We start from the raw sequence: 15,911 nt of genomic DNA, 5'->3' as shown, positions 1-15,911 counted from the left end.
ATGATCTTATTCTTCGTGCCGGTTAATTAGAATGCGGGGTTCATGACGCGCTTACCATTATTTCCTTTTATATTCCAAAACCAATAATTAACCCTCCAGAAATCATGCATTTCCACCAAATTCCACTACGCTTTAATAGCATAGAACATAGCAATCTGATTAAATTTTTTAGGGACGAAAAATGAATCAAATTACGACAGATAAACCCATTATTCTGGTTGTTGATGATATCCCAGACAACATCCACACCCTGTCAGGTATCCTCAATGAAGACTTTAAAATTAAAGCTGCGACATCAGGTCAAAAAGCGTTAAAGATTGCCTCTTCACATCCAAAACCACACCTGATCCTGCTCGATATAATGATGCCAGAAATGGATGGTTATGAAGTGTGTCGCCGACTTAAAAATGATCCAGTCACCGCCAATATCCCTGTAATTTTTGTTACCGCAAAAACTGATATGGTCGATGAACAAATGGGCTTTGAGCTAGGTGCTGTTGATTACATCACTAAGCCAGTTAGCCCACCTATTGTGAAAGCTCGTGTTGTCACGCAAATCTCCCTCTACGACCAAAACTTGGCACTTTCTCGCAAAGTAAGGCAGAGAACGGAAGCTCTGGCAATGAGTCGATTGGAGATTATTCGCAAACTCGGTCGTGCAGCAGAGTACAAAGACAATGAAACGGGAATGCACGTTGTAAGAATGAGTTACTACTCGAAAATTCTGGCTCAGCACTTGGACGTTAATGAGGATTGGGTAGAACTGCTTTTCCAAGCCGCACCAATGCATGACATAGGGAAAATTGGTATCCCTGATTCCATATTAGGCAAACCAGGAAAGCTGGATGCTGAAGAGTGGGCAATCATGCAAACACACGTCACCATTGGTGGGGACATCATTGGTGATAACGATTCCAAACTACTAAAACTCGCCCAAGAAATTGCGCTATATCATCATGAAAAATGGGATGGTAGCGGCTACCCTCACAAGCTATCCGGTGAAGATATCCCTCTCAGCGCGCGAATTGTAGCGATTGCCGACGTATTCGACGCACTGACTAGCGAACGCCCATACAAAGAAGCTTGGCCTATTCAAAAAGCGATTGAGCTGATTCAAGAACAAGCTGGCCATCATTTTGACCCTAACTTAGTGCCTATCTTCATAAATAAGCTCGACGAGATGTTAGCGATCAAAGACTCTTTTTCTGATGAACCAGAACACTAAGTTCGCTGGTACTTTATCAATACAGGTACTTTATGAATACTGTTTCAAGATTTGCTACTGATTCTAAAATAATCTTAATCTCTTTTCTCGTTGCGGCTGTCGTTGTGTTTTCCGTCGCAGTGGGCGCTTGGATCAATCTCAACGATCGCTTCATCGGTGTCGAACAGTACGCTTCTAGTACTCGACTATTGACCTCCCTCGATAAACTGCGTGTGTACGAGTTGTCTTTCAGTAACGACTATAACGAAAAAGTCATTGCCAACTTTAATCAAGAAGCAAAGCAAACTATAAGTTTAGCCGACGATTATGCCAATCAATATGCGGAATCACTTCCGAGCAATCTACTCACGGAATATTTGATTCAATTCAAGCAATATGTCGGGCTTATTGAGTTGAATCAATCTACCCGAGCGCTAATGGATGAACGATCTAATGCCGCGACCGAGCTATTGCGAGAGATGAGAGATTTGCACAATCAAGCCATTAATCAAAACAGTCAAAATATTCGAGGGTTGCGATTAACTAGCGAAGAATTGACTAACGTTGCCTTAAAAACAAGTCAACTCGCTACTCTCGCCGTTAATATACAAAACCTTGAAAAAGAATATTTGCTCGACGGAAACCTAAAGACCTACTCACTGGTCAAGGTTGAGATGCAAAAGGCTTCACAGTTGATTACCGAATTACACGCTCAAATTTTAGATGACAAAGGACAACAACGTTTAGAGATTGTTGAAAAGGCAAAAAATCGCTATTACACCAACTTAGTTCAACTTCAAGGCGTACCGGTCTCTTCTAAAAAGTTAACAGCCTCGCTCATCAATCAAGTCACTTTGAGCGGCTCTGAATTTTCGCGTTCGGTTGGATTACTCTATCAAGCTAAACAGATCCAAGTCGCAGAACTGAATCATCTCATTTCTCAATCTCAAGCAGAACTCTCTTCCCAACTGCTCATAGGTCAAGACCTATTGGCGATTCGCACACTACTGAGTCGTTCAAATAGATTCAACCGAGATTTTCTGCTCGCAAATTCAAAGGAACAGAAGCTCATCGCCGACAAAGTGTCACATGTAATCAATGAGATGCAATCTAAATCAAGCAACGCACAACGACTGATTGCCTTGTACGCACCAGAGGTAAAAATTACTGCCTTTGACGACCATATCAGCGTCTATGAATCGCAATTCACTGAGTTAGTCAGTTCACAAATTCGAGGCCATCAATTACTCAAAGCAATGGATAAAAGCTTCTTAGCACTGCGAGATTTTGTTTCTCAGCGCCACTTAGCAGAAAGCGTCAATGTCAAAGATTCATCTAGTGTAACCTCCCATTTGGCCGTAGGAGGTTTGATTTTCTTCGTCATTATTTTGTTGATGGGTTTGCTCGCCAACAAAGCGCATTCAGCTTTAGAAACCTTCACGCACAGCCTAGCTGCTGCACGGGATGAAGCCGATGCAGCGAACCATGCAAAATCCGATTTCTTAGCTAATATGAGCCATGAAATTCGTACACCAATGAACGCCATCATTGGTATGAGTTACTTAGCATTGAAAACAGATTTGACCAAGGCTCAGCGTAACTATATCCACAAAGTTAAGCTCTCTTCTGACACCCTACTCGGGCTAATCAATGACATTCTCGACTTCTCGAAAATTGAAGCTGGAAAGCTCGACATTGAGAAAGTTGACTTCCAACTTGAGAATGTACTCGACAATATTACTAACTTGGTTGGCTTACGAGCTTCAGAACGAGGTTTAGAGCTGCTCATTCAAGTAGATAGAGACGTGCCAACCAACCTTATTGGTGACCCTTTGAGACTTGGGCAAATACTGATTAACCTAAGTAACAATGCCGTCAAATTCACCGAAAAAGGCGAAGTGAAGATCTCAATCTCAGTAGCAGAAAGACAAGGCGATGACATCAAATTGAACTTTGCAGTCTCTGACAGTGGTATCGGCATGAAGCAAGAGCAAGCCAGTAAGCTGTTCACCAAATTTACTCAAGCTGACAGCTCAACCACTCGAAAATATGGCGGTACAGGCTTAGGCCTTGCCATCAGTAAAGAGCTCAGCCAACTGATGGGAGGGGATATTCATGTCTCAACGGAGCTTGGCAAAGGCTCGACCTTTTCGTTTACTATTGCTACTCGCGTTAGTCATTCTATTCAGCAACACCGTGTTGTCGTACCTGCATTAATTAACAATTTGAAAGTGTTAGTCGTCGATGACAACTCCAGCGCCCGCTTGATCGTAGGCGATATCCTAGAATCACTAAAGCTGACACCAACACTGAGCTCATCCGTTGATGAAGCTCTTATTGAGTTACATACCGCTGACGCTCAGAACAAGCCATTTGATTTGGTAATCTCCGACTGGAAGATGCCTAAGCGAGATGGCGTAGACTTACTAGCAGAGCTCAAAAATGGGCAGCAGCTCACAATGCCTAAAATCATGATGCTGACCGCATACGACCGAGAAGAGCTTGCTGAATTCATAGAACAAAGAGGCTTTGAAGTACCGAGTATTCTAGACAAGCCAATCACCTCATCTCATCTCTATGACTCTATTGTTTCACTCTATGGACTCGACTCAGACCGCGTATCTCGCAGCGAATTAGAACAACAAAATCAACTCGCTAACGTCCAACAACTGGCCGGAGCTAACATCTTGCTGGTCGAAGACAATGAGATAAACCAAGAGCTCGCAACAGAGCTTTTAGAGGGGCAACAAATTAAAGTCACCATTGCCGAGAATGGTCAGCAGGCGATAGATCTTTATCAACAAGCCATAACTGACGACGTACCTTTCGATGGTATTTTGATGGATTGCCAAATGCCAGTGATGGACGGTTACGAAGCAACCCTGCATATACGTAACAAAATAAAAGACACACAAACCCCAATCATTGCGATGACAGCAAACGTGATGGAGCGGGATAAAGAAAAAGCACTCAACTGTGGGATGACTGACATTATCGCTAAACCGATTGATGTCGGCTCGATGTTCGCGACCTTGGCCAATTGGGTGTCACCTTCTAACCCTGTGCAATTTAATGTTGTACTGCAAGAATCCCCTAACGCTCCACAAGATAGCAACAACGCAGAAAAAGCACCCGAGGCGTTACCTGTCATTGACGGTCTTGATACCAACATGGGATTAATGAGAGCGAGCAACAATCACACCTTATACACGAAGCTATTGAAACGATTTGTTGAAGCCTACTCTGACAAAAGCACCTTAACTGTCGAACTATCAAATAGTGCTCAACAACGTTACTTGCACACCCTCAAAGGTGTGGCCGGTAACCTCGGAGCTAGCGACTTGCATAGTCTATGTGAAAACCTAGAGTCCGAAATTACCGATGACGACCTAAAAGAAAAGGTCATCAAAACCACGATTGAACTCAGCCAAGAGATCGCTAACTCGATCTTCCACACAACAGTCGCCACCGAGAATACAAGAGACCAGCAAGCAAAACCGGAGACATCGCCTAATCAGCCAAGTACTGAACTATACGGCCTATTATTAGAAGCGGTATCCAATGATGACACCGAAGCTCTCAACATTGTTCTTAACATTGAGGACGGTGCTGTGGTTGGGCTAACACCTTCGGAATTTAAAAAGTTGGAAAGCGCACTCGAGGAGTTCGATTTCGATTGCGCGACTGAACTGCTAAAAGGCTCAACACTGGCTAGTTCATCATGATCGAGAAACACTAAATATATCATAAGTTACAAACTGTTAAAGAGAGTCCAAGTGGCTCTCTTTTTTCATCTGTCTCCAACAGTAAGGACACCCTCACCTCCCCGTGAACTTTATGAACTTTATTCACCCAATGTTCTTTATCCTCAATATCACCGCATTACAGACAATTCTTTAACACACCGTTAACTTTAACGTCATCTGCTAAGCAATACCCTACTCGTGTGTTTAGCAGCTGGATATAAAACATAAGTTTCTCTCCATTGAAGAGATCCCCTACATAAGGAACGTGAACCATGTTCAAGGCACTGAAACCTACTCTTGCGGCTTCTATCATCGCAGCAACCTTTTCTTTTAACACTTTTGCTGCTGACGTAGAAAAAATCCACTTCCTAATCCCTGGCGGCGCTGGTGGCGGTTGGGATATGACGGCTCGTGGTACGGGTGATGTATTAGTTAAATCCGACATCGTAGAAAATGTCTCTTTCCAAAACTTGTCTGGTGGTGGTGGCGGTAAAGCCATTGCACACCTAATCGAGACGGCTCAACGTCAAGAAGACACGCTAATGGTGAACTCAACGCCTATCGTTGTTCGTTCACTAACGGGGATCTTCCCACAATCTTTCCGCGACCTAACTCCTGTAGCAGCAACTATTGCCGACTATGGCGCAATCGTTGCGTCTGCGGATTCGAAGTACAACACTTGGGAAGATGTAGTAAAAGAATTCGAAAGCAACCCACGTAAAGTGAAAATTGCAGGCGGCTCGGCTCGAGGCAGCATGGATCACCTTGTTGTGGCGGCAGCGTTCAAAGGCGAAGGTTTTGATGCGAAGAAAGTGCGATACATTGCTTACGATGCAGGTGGTAAAGCGATGGCGGCACTGCTTTCTGGCGAAACACAACTGCTTTCGACAGGCCTTGGTGAAGTGCTAGAAATGTCTAAATCAGGCCAAGTAAAAGTATTGGCAGTAACGGCACCAAAACGTCTTGATGCGGCACCAAACATCCCAACACTAACTGAATATGGCAATGAGACTGTATTTGCGAACTGGCGTGGTTTCTTTGCAGCACCTGGTACAAGCCAAGCGAAGATCGACGAATGGAATGTAGCGCTAGGCAAAATGTACAAAACCGATGAGTGGCAAGTGGTTCGTGACCGTAACGGTTGGATTGACAACTACAAAGCTGACAAAGATTTTTACGCCTTCCTAGAAGACCAAGAAAAACAGATGGGCGACCTAATGCGTGAGCTTGGTTTCTTGAAATAACCAACAACCATAGAGGGTCTATGTGCCCTCTTACTCTTTCCTTGTTTCGCCGTACATGAGTTAACTTCAAACTCCTTTGTTTATTCGTAGACGTATTACTAACGCTTGCCGATTCGTTGTAAACGCAAGTGGCTGATAAACCAGTACCGTAATTCGCTTACCTTTGGTTAGTGATCCCAGACATTCTTCATTAACTCGCTCATGTACGGCTTTTTTACTATTTATACCACCCCAAATGGAGTTGGATATGTCGGACTTACCAACCAAATTTCTGAGTAAGGAATCTTTGCTTTCGAAGGATCGCATCGGAGCCATGATCTTTATGCTGGCGTGCTTGTGCTACGGCTACCAAACCACGCTGATTCCTTTGTTTCCCGGTGACGAGTACGAACCCTTTACAGCAAGAACCTTACCTACCCTGTTGACGTTTATCGGCATTGGCCTCTCGTTGATCCTGCTAATAACAGGACAACCGGATAAAAAAGTCACATGTGACACAACGCCGCTGAACTGGAAACTGCTGATTGGCTTCTTAGTGTTAATGGCTTTGTACGGTGTTGGACTGACTTATCTTGGCTTTGTTTTAGCAACTAGCTTCTTCTTGCTTGCTGGCTTTTACCTATTGGGTGAGCGCCGTAAAGCGGTTTTATTTGGGGCATCGTTCCCTTTTGTTATCGCATTCTTTCTTCTTTTAACTCAAGGCTTAGATATCTACCTAGAGCCTGGCTTAATCTTCACTCTTTGGTAGGGATAACATTATGTTAGACGGAATTTTACAAGGACTTTCGACCGCTGTGATGCCAATGAACATCATGATGGTAATTGTGGGCTGCTTCGTGGGTACCTTCATCGGTATGCTTCCGGGGCTAGGTCCAATTTCAGCGATCGCGTTGATGATCCCGATTACATACGGCCTAGATCCTTCTTCTGGCTTAATCTTAATGGCAGGTGTGTACTACGGCGCAGTATTTGGTGGCTCAACGTCATCAATCTTAATCAATGCTCCAGGTTGTTCTTCAACGGTAGTAACCGCATTCGACGGCTACCCAATGGCACAAAAAGGCCAAGCTGGTAAAGCGTTGGCACTAGCAGCCTACTCTTCTTTCACTGGCGGTACGCTGTCAGCAATCATGCTTTTGATTGCAGCACCGGCTCTAGCAAGTGTCTCATTGAGCTTCCAGTCGTCAGACTACTTTGCATTGATGTTGTTAGGTCTATCGGCTGTAGCGGCGTTTGCAGGCCCAGGTCAGGTAATAAAGGCATGGATGATGACCATTCTTGGTTTGATGCTGTCTACTGTTGGTATCGATAAAGGCGTCGGTGTTGAACGTTTCACGTTTGGCCTAACAGACCTAATGGATGGCTTTAGTTTCCTACTTCTTGCTATGGCAACATTCGCTTTAGGTGAGACTTTAATGGGTATTTTGAAACCTGAGAAAGACACCAGCGGCGAAGAAAGCCAAAAGATGGCCGATATTGGCAGCATGAAAGTGACCAAAGAAGAGTTCAAAGAAGTCGCGCCCGTTTCGATTCGCTCTTCAATTCTTGGCTTCTTCACTGGCGTGCTTCCGGGTGCTGGCGCGACTATCGCAGCTTTCTTAAGCTACGGCATGGAACGCAGCCTAGCGCCAAAAGACAAGCAGAAAGAGTTTGGTAAAGGCAGTATTCGTGGTCTTGTTGCTCCTGAATCAGCAAACAATGCAGCGTCAAGTGGCTCATTTGTACCGCTGTTAACACTCGGTATTCCCGGTTCTGGTACAACCGCGATTATGCTTGGTGCGTTGATTGCCTACGGTATTCAGCCAGGCCCTCGCTTGTTCGTGGAACATCCAGATGTATTTTGGTCGGTGATTATCTCGATGTACTTTGGCAACATCGTGCTGGTTATCTTGAATCTGCCTTTAATCCCTTACATCTCTAAACTGCTAGCGGTACCAAGAACGGTACTACTGCCAATGATTATTTTCTTCTCAATCACAGGCGTGTACTTGGTGTCTTTCAACACGATGGATGTGTTTGTTATGCTAATTGTGGCAATGGCGGCGATAGCGTTAAGGCTGGCCAACTTCCCGCTCGCACCGTTACTGCTTGGCTTCATATTAGGTGGTTTGATGGAAGAGAACTTGAGACGCGCACTGATGATCAGTGATGGTGAACTCAGCTTCCTTTGGGAACGCCCTATCACCATGACCTTCACTATTTTAGCGGTATTGGTTCTATCTAGTCCTATTCTGGTTAAGCTGTTCAAGAGCTTTAGAGCAAAGCCTGTTGAAGTATAAACTTGGCTTAGCCTAGAAAACAAAACGAAATAAAGGGAGCCTCAGGCTCCTTTTTTCGTATCAGTCATTTCAAAAAACCACAGCTCTAAGATGGTAGCAAACTCACAATCCGACTCCTGAAAAACACATATCCCTGATATTAATAACAAAATCAAGTAAGGTGATTCATCATTTAACGCATTGGATTCTAAAACTATGGATTGGTTGATTCTATTCTTGTCAGGTGTGATTGGTGGCGTGTTGAATTCCATTGCAGGAGGAGGCAGCTTCATCACCTTCCCCGCTTTGTTATTCGCAGGCGTCCCTCCGATTGCGGCCAACGCGACCAATACCTTTGCTTCATGCGCTGGTTACATCAGTGGTGCTTGCGCACTGCGCCATGAAATCCAATCTGGCACCAAACAACTCAAACTCGTTGTCGGGCTATGTATAATTGGCGGCTGCATTGGTGCATTTTTACTACTACACACGCCAGAAGCGCTATTTACCCAATCCGTCCCTTGGTTATTACTGTTCGCCGCTCTACTTTTTACCTTTGGTGGCACACTCAATAAATGGCTAAAGAAAGTAACCGCTAAACATAAGCACGCCACCAGCGCAGGCGCGTTCTTTTCAGCCTTATTACTTTTGATCGTGTGTGTTTATGGTGGTTATTTTAATGCAGGCTTAGGCATTGTGACATTGAGCTACTTGGCACTGGCAGGGTATACCAATATCAACGTGATGAATGGCATCAAATTGTTGGTATCGGCATGCGCATCACTCGCGGCAATCGTGTTCTTTGTTGTGAATGGTTCGATTGATTGGCCGTCAGGCATGGCCGTTTTGTTTGGGACATTGGTCGGTGGTTACTATTCAGCAAAAGTTTCTCGTCGTATCCCACAACAATATGTTCGCACCACAGTGATCATCGCGAGCTTTTTGATTACCGCTTACTTCTTTTATGCTAGGTAAGTTTTATGCTAAGTAGGTTCTATACCAACTAGCTTTTATTCGAACTGCTTCGTGCAGCAATCACGGTTTTCGTTAGCAAAACACAACGCAAATCGTTAAGTATAAAGAATTGACAAAGCCCCTCGACTGGTTATTTTATGAACCATAAAATAACCAAGCCAAAATGTGTGAGACGAGCCCTTTAATTAGCAAATTTGATAACAATTTAGACTGTTTTTTAGCCTTTATTTTGCCAAAGGTGGGATAATTCTCCTGTCGAAAGTGAGACTTCATTAGGAGGCGTTATGAACATTAAACTCGGTCATGTCATGTCATCAAGTCGACTCATTTGCTTTGTCGCTTTTCTTGCTGCCACATTCGCGTGGATTCTAAAAATGCCCGCTCTGTTTTCTGTGTCAGCGCTATTCTTACTGATCAGCGCTATTGTCTATGGCGTTGACCTTTGGAAGAATCAAAGAAAGAACCGCGAAGCTTAAGACGAACGACTAAAGCGACACGCACTAAAAAAGGAGCACTTAGGCTCCTTTTGTATTTTGCAGTCAAGGCTTTGGCTATCTGACGATGTTCAACTTACGCCTTTACATAAAGACGTTAAAACTAACGACGCCCTTTTACTAGCGACGCATTTCTATTAACGACGAAAGTTACGGCCGTTGCCGCCACGGCGCTCTTTAAATGCAGACGCTGCTTTAGCTTGTGATGCTAGAATCGATTCAACCGTTAATTCCATTGGCTCACGAGGTTCTAACCCGTGACGGAATGTACGTGAACGCGGAGGCATCTGGTATTCGATATCAGAAGCTTTAGGCATGCGCTTGAAACGGTAAAGGTAGAAATTCTCTACTTTCTCACGAGCCCACTCTGTTTTCTTCAAGTATTTAACGGCACTTGCTACTGTCGGCTTAGTGTTAAAGCAGTTCATGCGCATTGCTGCATCCAAAATTTCCCAACCGTAATGATCCACTAATTCGTTGATCATAGTTTCAAGCTTTAAGCCATGCAGTGGGTTGTTTTGTTGCAGTTCGATTCTTTCTTCTTCAGTCATAACATTACCTTTTCCAAGGCAACTAAAGGCCTTGAATTTACTCTAGAACACCGTCATCACTGACCGCTTCTAGCTCAATCATTTGGGCATATCATCCATTGCCCTTATCTATGCCTTTATGATGGCATAAAGCATGCTCGTTATCCTATTTATCTTTCAATTTAATTTTAATATGGTCACTTACCATCCTGATGTTGCGTGTAATACAGCCGCCCCTACTAAAAAGGGTCTGTCTTAAAGATCCACCAAACTAGCTCAAGTTAACAAAAACCATGATAGAAGAATGAAATATCCCTACTTTACCAATGGAATTTAAACTTATTAGAACGCAGTGTTGCTAATTAACAGCGAGGTGCTATGTTAGAAGTGGTATAGAAACCTACTAATAATGATATTAAACAATGATATAACTATAAATAAAGGTTGGCTTTGACCATGTTTGACTACTCCCAAATCAGCAGAGTAGCCGCCCAAGATAAAGACATTATCGCCATCGTTGATGATCTCTTTCGGCTAGCTCGCGAACATTACCCCATTCTATCTAGGCTTTCGGTCGTGCTGTGCAATGAAAATAGAGCATCGAATTATTTTGTTTCGGATACTCTGTGCCAAGAAGCTGAGCATCGCTACATCGAGCAAGAACTAAAGCCAGAATCAGCTTTATCTAGAATGGCTGAGTCTTTAGATACTCGAATCATCCACGACCTCACCACCATTAGCCCAACCAAACAAATATCTCACTTGCTCGATATCGGTCATCAAAGCAGTTACACAACACCTATTCATCATCAAGAAAGTAATCTTGGGTTTGTGTTTATCAATGCTTCATCAACGGGGTTCTTTGCTAACCAAACCATCCAGTGTGATATCGCTTATCTCACTCAAGTGATCTCTAGCCTTTTCATTCAATGGTTTGAGCGCCAACGTCACTTTCAATCCTCTTTAGCGATTGCTTTAAACATGGGTCATGCGAGAGACCCAGAGACTAAAGAACACCTTATTCGCATGGGTAAATACAGTGAACACATTGCTCGTACTCTGTCACACAGCAAGGAAGAAATAACGCACCAATTCATTCACCGAATTCGGCTGTATGCGCCCTTTCACGACATAGGTAAATATCGAATTCCAGATAAAGTGCTATTCAGTAGCGCACGCTTTAATGAAGAAGAAAGAGCCGTGATGGACAACCACACCTTGTACGGTGAAGAAATGATTAACAATGTGGTTGCCCTATCATGCCATAGCGCTATGTGTTCTGAGGAAATCCAATTCATTAAAAATATCGTACGTCATCATCATGAAAGGTTTGATGGCACAGGGTTGCCCGATGCTTTGAGTAACACAGCAATACCGCTCGAAGCACGCATCGTGACATTAGCCGATGTATTCGATGCGCTGATGAGCAAAAGAGCCTATAAGCACGCGTGGACACTCGATGAAGTCATGGATTACATTGAGGCTCACTCAGGGTCAATGTTCGACCCTGAATGTGTTGTGGCTCTTAAACAGAACCTAGATGGCTTTATGGCAATTAGGGAACAATACAATGACGATGTTCAACCGCACGTCATGACAGCTTGAGCTGTGACACCTTGAACTGTAACGCCTTGGTTGTGTAGACCAAAGAAAACGCGAACCAACAAAAAAGGATGCCAATTGGCATCCTTTTGTTTTCTAGTCTCAGCTGAAAGAACGAACGTGTTCTTTACTGATTCTAACTAACGATTATACGTCGTAAGTTGTAGAAGCAGTGTCGCCGCCTGTACCAGTCCAGTTTGTGTGGAAGAATTCACCACGTGGACGGTCAGTACGCTCATAAGTGTGAGCACCGAAGTAGTCACGTTGAGCTTGTAGAAGGTTCGCTGGAAGACGAGCTGTAGTGTAGCCGTCTAGGAACGTCAGTGCAGAAGTCATACATGGCATTGGGATGCCCGATTCCATAGACTTAGCTGCAACTTTACGCCAAGCGCCCATGCAGTTGTCTAGGATGCCTTTGAAGTATGCATCTGAACCTAGGAAAGCGATCTCTGGGTTCGCTTCGTAAGCATCACGAATGTTGCCTAGGAATGCAGAACGGATGATACAACCGCCACGCCACATAAGTGCAACGTTACCGTAGTTTAGATCCCAGCCGTTTTCGTTCGACGCTTCGCGCATTAGCATGAAACCTTGAGCGTAAGAGATGATCTTAGAAGCAAGTAGAGCCTGACGGATTGCATCAACCCACTCTTGCTTGTCGCCTTCGATTGGAGCAACAGTTTTACCGAACAGTTTTTCAGCTTCAACACGTTGGTCTTTAAGCGCAGACAGGCAACGAGAGAATACAGACTCAGTGATTAGAGTCAGTGGGATACCCATGTCTAGTGCGTTAATACCTGTCCATTTGCCCGTACCTTTTTGGCCAGCAGTGTCTAGGATCTTCTCAACTAGCGCTTCACCGTCTTCATCTTTGTAACCAAGGATATCAGCAGTGATTTCAACTAGGTAGCTGTCTAGCTCAGTTTTGTTCCAGTCAGCAAATACAGCCTGCATTTCGTCGTGGTTCATACCTAGGCCATCTTTCATGAACTGGTATGCTTCAGTGATAAGCTGCATGTCACCGTATTCGATGCCATTGTGAACCATCTTAACGAAGTGACCAGCACCGTCGTTACCAACCCAATCACAACAAGGCTCACCCGCGTCAGTTTTCGCAGAGATACCTTGGAAGATAGGCTTAACCGCTTCCCAAGCTTCAGGAGAACCGCCTGGCATGATAGAAGGACCGAAACGAGCGCCTTCTTCACCACCAGAAACACCCGTACCGATGAAGTGGATGCCTTTCTCGCGAAGAGCGGCAACACGACGGTTAGTGTCTGGGAAGTTAGTGTTACCACCATCAATGATGATGTCGCCTTTGTCTAGAAGTGGTACAAGCTTGTCGATGAACGTATCTACAACATCACCAGCACGAACCATAAGCATCACTTTACGTGGCGCTTCTAGCTTCTCAACTAGCTCTTCTAGAGAGTAAGCACCAACAATGTTAGTACCTTTAGCTGGGCCTTCTAGGAACTCGTCTACTTTCGCAGCAGTACGGTTGTGAGCCACAACTTTGAAGCCGTGATCGTTCATGTTTAGGATAAGGTTCTGACCCATTACTGCTAGGCCAATTACACCGATATCACCTTTCATTATTTTATCTCCTTGCGGCTATTCGCACTTATGCGATAGCACTTGCTGCATTTGAATCTAGGAACCACTCTGTCTCACCAGTTTTAGACTGGATTTTCGCTGCCGGGTAAGGCAGTTCTAAAGCAGGAGTTGTATGAATTTCTTTAACGATCTCAACTTTACCTGCACCCAGTACTAGGTAGCTGATTCGTTTTGCTGCTTCTAAAACTTTCGCTGTTTTAGAAACACGGATCTGGCCCGACTCTGGGTGAGAAGCTAATACAGATAGGTTCTCATCTTGGTAGTCAGTTACACCCGGGAATAGTGAAGCTGTGTGGCCGTCTGCGCCAACACCTAGCAGAATCCAATCGAATACAGGCGTGCCGTTTTCAGTTGGAATCACATCTGCCATTTCTTTCGCGAAACGCTCTGCTTCTGCTTTTGGCTCATCTTCACCACGGATGCGGTGGATGTTCTCTGCCGGAAGGTTCACGTTCGAGAAAAGTAGCGCGTTCGCTTCGCCGAAGTTGCTTTCTGCATCATCAGGTGCAACGCAACGTTCGTCGCCCCACCAGAAATGAAGGTTATTCCATTGAATGCCTTCTGCATATGGTGCTTGAGCTAAAAGCTTGAAAAGCATTTTTGGCGTGCTGCCACCCGACAATGAAATGTGAACAGGCTTGCCCTGCTCGCTGTAAGCTTTCATTTCGTTTGCTAGGTTTTCAACGACTAGTTCAGGCGTTGCAAAGATCTTGTGATTGATCATAGTTCGCAGTAATCCGTGTCTGTTAAGTTTTTGCATGGGAAACGCCATGCGCGGCCATCACGCTGCAGAAGCTCATCGGCTTCTTGTGGGCCCCAAGTACCACAAGCATAGCCAAACAGTGCTTGAGGGTCTTGCTTGAAGTCTAAGATTGGTTGAACGTACTTCCAACATGCTTCTACCGCATCGGTACGTGCAAACAGAGTCGCATCACCGTTCAGTGCATCAAGAAGAAGACGCTCATAAGCCGTCAGCATCTGAGTTTCAGGCAAGTCAGAGTAAGAGAAGTTCATTTTCACTTCTTTTGCTTTGAAGCCTGCGCCTGGCTCTTTCAAACCAAAGCTCATCTGAATACCTTCATCCGGTTGGATACGGATAATCAGCTTGTTCTCTGGTGCATCTTGACCAAATACTGGGTGTGGCGTGTTCTTAAAGTGAATCACGATTTCAGTCACACGTGTTGGTAAGCGTTTACCTGTACGTACGTAGAAAGGAACCCCATTCCAACGCCAGTTATTGATGTGAGCTTTCAAGCCGATATAAGTCTCGGTACGAGAATCATCCGCTACACCATGCTCTTCACGGTAACCTAGTAGGTGCTGACCACGAACATCTGATGCTGTGTACTGACCTAATACTAAATCTTTACGCAGATCATCTTCTTCTAATGGTTTCAGACACTGAAGCACTTTAACCACTTCATCACGAATAGAATCAGCGTTAATTTGTGCAGGCGGCTCCATACCTACCATCGCTAGCACTTGTAGCAGGTGGTTTTGGAACATGTCACGAACTGCGCCAGAACCATCGTAGTATCCGCCACGTTCTTCAACGCCAAGGAACTCAGCACCTGTGATTTCAACGTATTCAATGAAGTTACGGTTCCACAGAGGTTCAAACATCGCGTTTGAGAAACGAAGCACTAGAAGGTTTTGTACCGTTTCTTTACCAAGGTAATGGTCGATACGGTAGATCTGGTGTTCTTGGAAGTGATGATGGATCTCTTCATCCAGCGCTTGAGCTGATGCTAGATCGTAACCAAATGGCTTCTCAATAATCAGACGACGCCAGCCGTTCTTCTCATCGTTTAGGCCATGTGCAGCAAGGTTTGCTGGGATCACACCGTAAAGGCTTGGCGGGGTTGCCAAGTAGAACAGTGTGTTATGGTTTTCGAATTGGTAGTCTTGCTCAAGCTTATCCAGACGTTGTGCTAGACGAGCGTAATCGTCTACATCTGAAGTGTTGATCGCTTGATAATGCAGATGTTCAATAAATGCATTCAGCGTCTCTGGCTCAGTTTTTTCCATTTCCTGAAGAGACTTCTTCAGCTTCTCACGGTAAGACTCGTCGCTGTACTCAGTACGGCTCACTCCAAGAATCGCAAAGGATTCTGGAAGTTGATTGCTAGCATACAGGTGGTACAAAGCAGGAATTAACTTGCGGTAAGTTAGATCTCCCGACGCACCAAAAATAACGATGCTGCTGTTTTCAGGTATTACCATCATCTTTCCTATAAAAAC

General features: G+C 44.6%; 12 protein-coding genes. 8 read left to right on the top strand and 4 right to left on the bottom strand.

Annotation, left to right across the window (positions count from 1 at the left end):
• Nucleotides 1-181: 181 nt before the first annotated feature.
• From ACED60_RS22140 to ACED60_RS22110, 7 genes are all read left to right on the top strand, one after another.
• A complete protein-coding gene (locus tag ACED60_RS22140) occupies nt 182-1,225 on the top strand; it encodes an HD domain-containing phosphohydrolase (RefSeq protein WP_371728493.1) in 1,044 nt (347 codons plus the stop codon).
• Between the two features lie 32 nt (nt 1,226-1,257).
• Nucleotides 1,258-4,929 (top strand): response regulator, encoded by a 3,672-nt coding sequence (locus ACED60_RS22135; protein ID WP_371728492.1) that lies wholly within the window; start codon nt 1,258-1,260, stop codon nt 4,927-4,929.
• 293 nt (nt 4,930-5,222) lie between these two features.
• A complete protein-coding gene (locus tag ACED60_RS22130; RefSeq protein WP_009846588.1) occupies nt 5,223-6,194 on the top strand; it encodes a tripartite tricarboxylate transporter substrate binding protein in 972 nt (323 codons plus the stop codon).
• A 247-nt stretch (nt 6,195-6,441) separates the two neighbouring features.
• Nucleotides 6,442-6,942 (top strand): tripartite tricarboxylate transporter TctB family protein, encoded by a 501-nt coding sequence (locus tag ACED60_RS22125; protein ID WP_041472791.1) that lies wholly within the window; start codon nt 6,442-6,444, stop codon nt 6,940-6,942.
• 10 nt (nt 6,943-6,952) lie between these two features.
• A complete protein-coding gene (locus ACED60_RS22120; RefSeq protein WP_009846586.1) occupies nt 6,953-8,473 on the top strand; it encodes a tripartite tricarboxylate transporter permease in 1,521 nt (506 codons plus the stop codon).
• A 195-nt stretch (nt 8,474-8,668) separates the two neighbouring features.
• Nucleotides 8,669-9,427: a sulfite exporter TauE/SafE family protein gene (locus ACED60_RS22115; RefSeq protein ID WP_371728491.1), complete on the top strand. Its 759-nt coding sequence runs from the start codon at nt 8,669-8,671 to the stop codon at nt 9,425-9,427.
• Between the two features lie 284 nt (nt 9,428-9,711).
• Nucleotides 9,712-9,903 carry a hypothetical protein gene (locus ACED60_RS22110; protein ID WP_009846584.1) on the top strand — a complete coding sequence of 64 codons (192 nt, stop codon included), beginning with the start codon at nt 9,712-9,714 and terminating at the stop codon, nt 9,901-9,903.
• Between the two features lie 155 nt (nt 9,904-10,058).
• Here the strand turns inward: ACED60_RS22110 and ACED60_RS22105 are convergent, their stop codons facing one another.
• On the bottom strand, nt 10,059-10,472 hold the full coding sequence (locus ACED60_RS22105) for a VF530 family DNA-binding protein (protein ID WP_012603790.1): 414 nt from the start codon (nt 10,470-10,472) through the stop codon (nt 10,059-10,061).
• Nucleotides 10,473-10,895: 423 nt separating this feature from the next.
• Here ACED60_RS22105 and ACED60_RS22100 point away from each other — a divergent pair, with 423 nt between their 5' ends.
• Entirely contained in the window at nt 10,896-12,056 is a 1,161-nt protein-coding gene (locus tag ACED60_RS22100) for an HD-GYP domain-containing protein (RefSeq protein WP_102257299.1), read from the top strand.
• 144 nt (nt 12,057-12,200) lie between these two features.
• Here ACED60_RS22100 and gnd read toward each other — a convergent pair whose 3' ends face one another.
• From gnd to zwf, 3 genes are read right to left on the bottom strand one after another with little or no spacing between them, the layout of a single operon-like run.
• Nucleotides 12,201-13,649: a decarboxylating NADP(+)-dependent phosphogluconate dehydrogenase gene (gnd, locus tag ACED60_RS22095; RefSeq protein WP_135381984.1), complete on the bottom strand. Its 1,449-nt coding sequence runs from the start codon at nt 13,647-13,649 to the stop codon at nt 12,201-12,203.
• Nucleotides 13,650-13,677: 28 nt separating this feature from the next.
• Nucleotides 13,678-14,394 carry a 6-phosphogluconolactonase gene (gene pgl / locus ACED60_RS22090; protein ID WP_371728496.1) on the bottom strand — a complete coding sequence of 239 codons (717 nt, stop codon included), beginning with the start codon at nt 14,392-14,394 and terminating at the stop codon, nt 13,678-13,680.
• Nucleotides 14,391-15,893, bottom strand: coding sequence for a glucose-6-phosphate dehydrogenase (gene zwf, locus ACED60_RS22085; protein WP_029222938.1), 1,503 nt, complete (start codon nt 15,891-15,893; stop codon nt 14,391-14,393). Before zwf ends, pgl begins: the two co-directional genes overlap by 4 nt.
• Nucleotides 15,894-15,911 lie beyond the last annotated feature (18 nt).

This window comes from Vibrio sp. 1F279, assembly GCF_041439815.1.
Lineage (GTDB): Bacteria > Pseudomonadota > Gammaproteobacteria > Enterobacterales > Vibrionaceae > Vibrio > Vibrio tasmaniensis_A.
The sequence above is the reverse complement of the archived record's forward strand: the minus strand, read 5'-3'. Positions and strand labels throughout refer to the sequence as shown.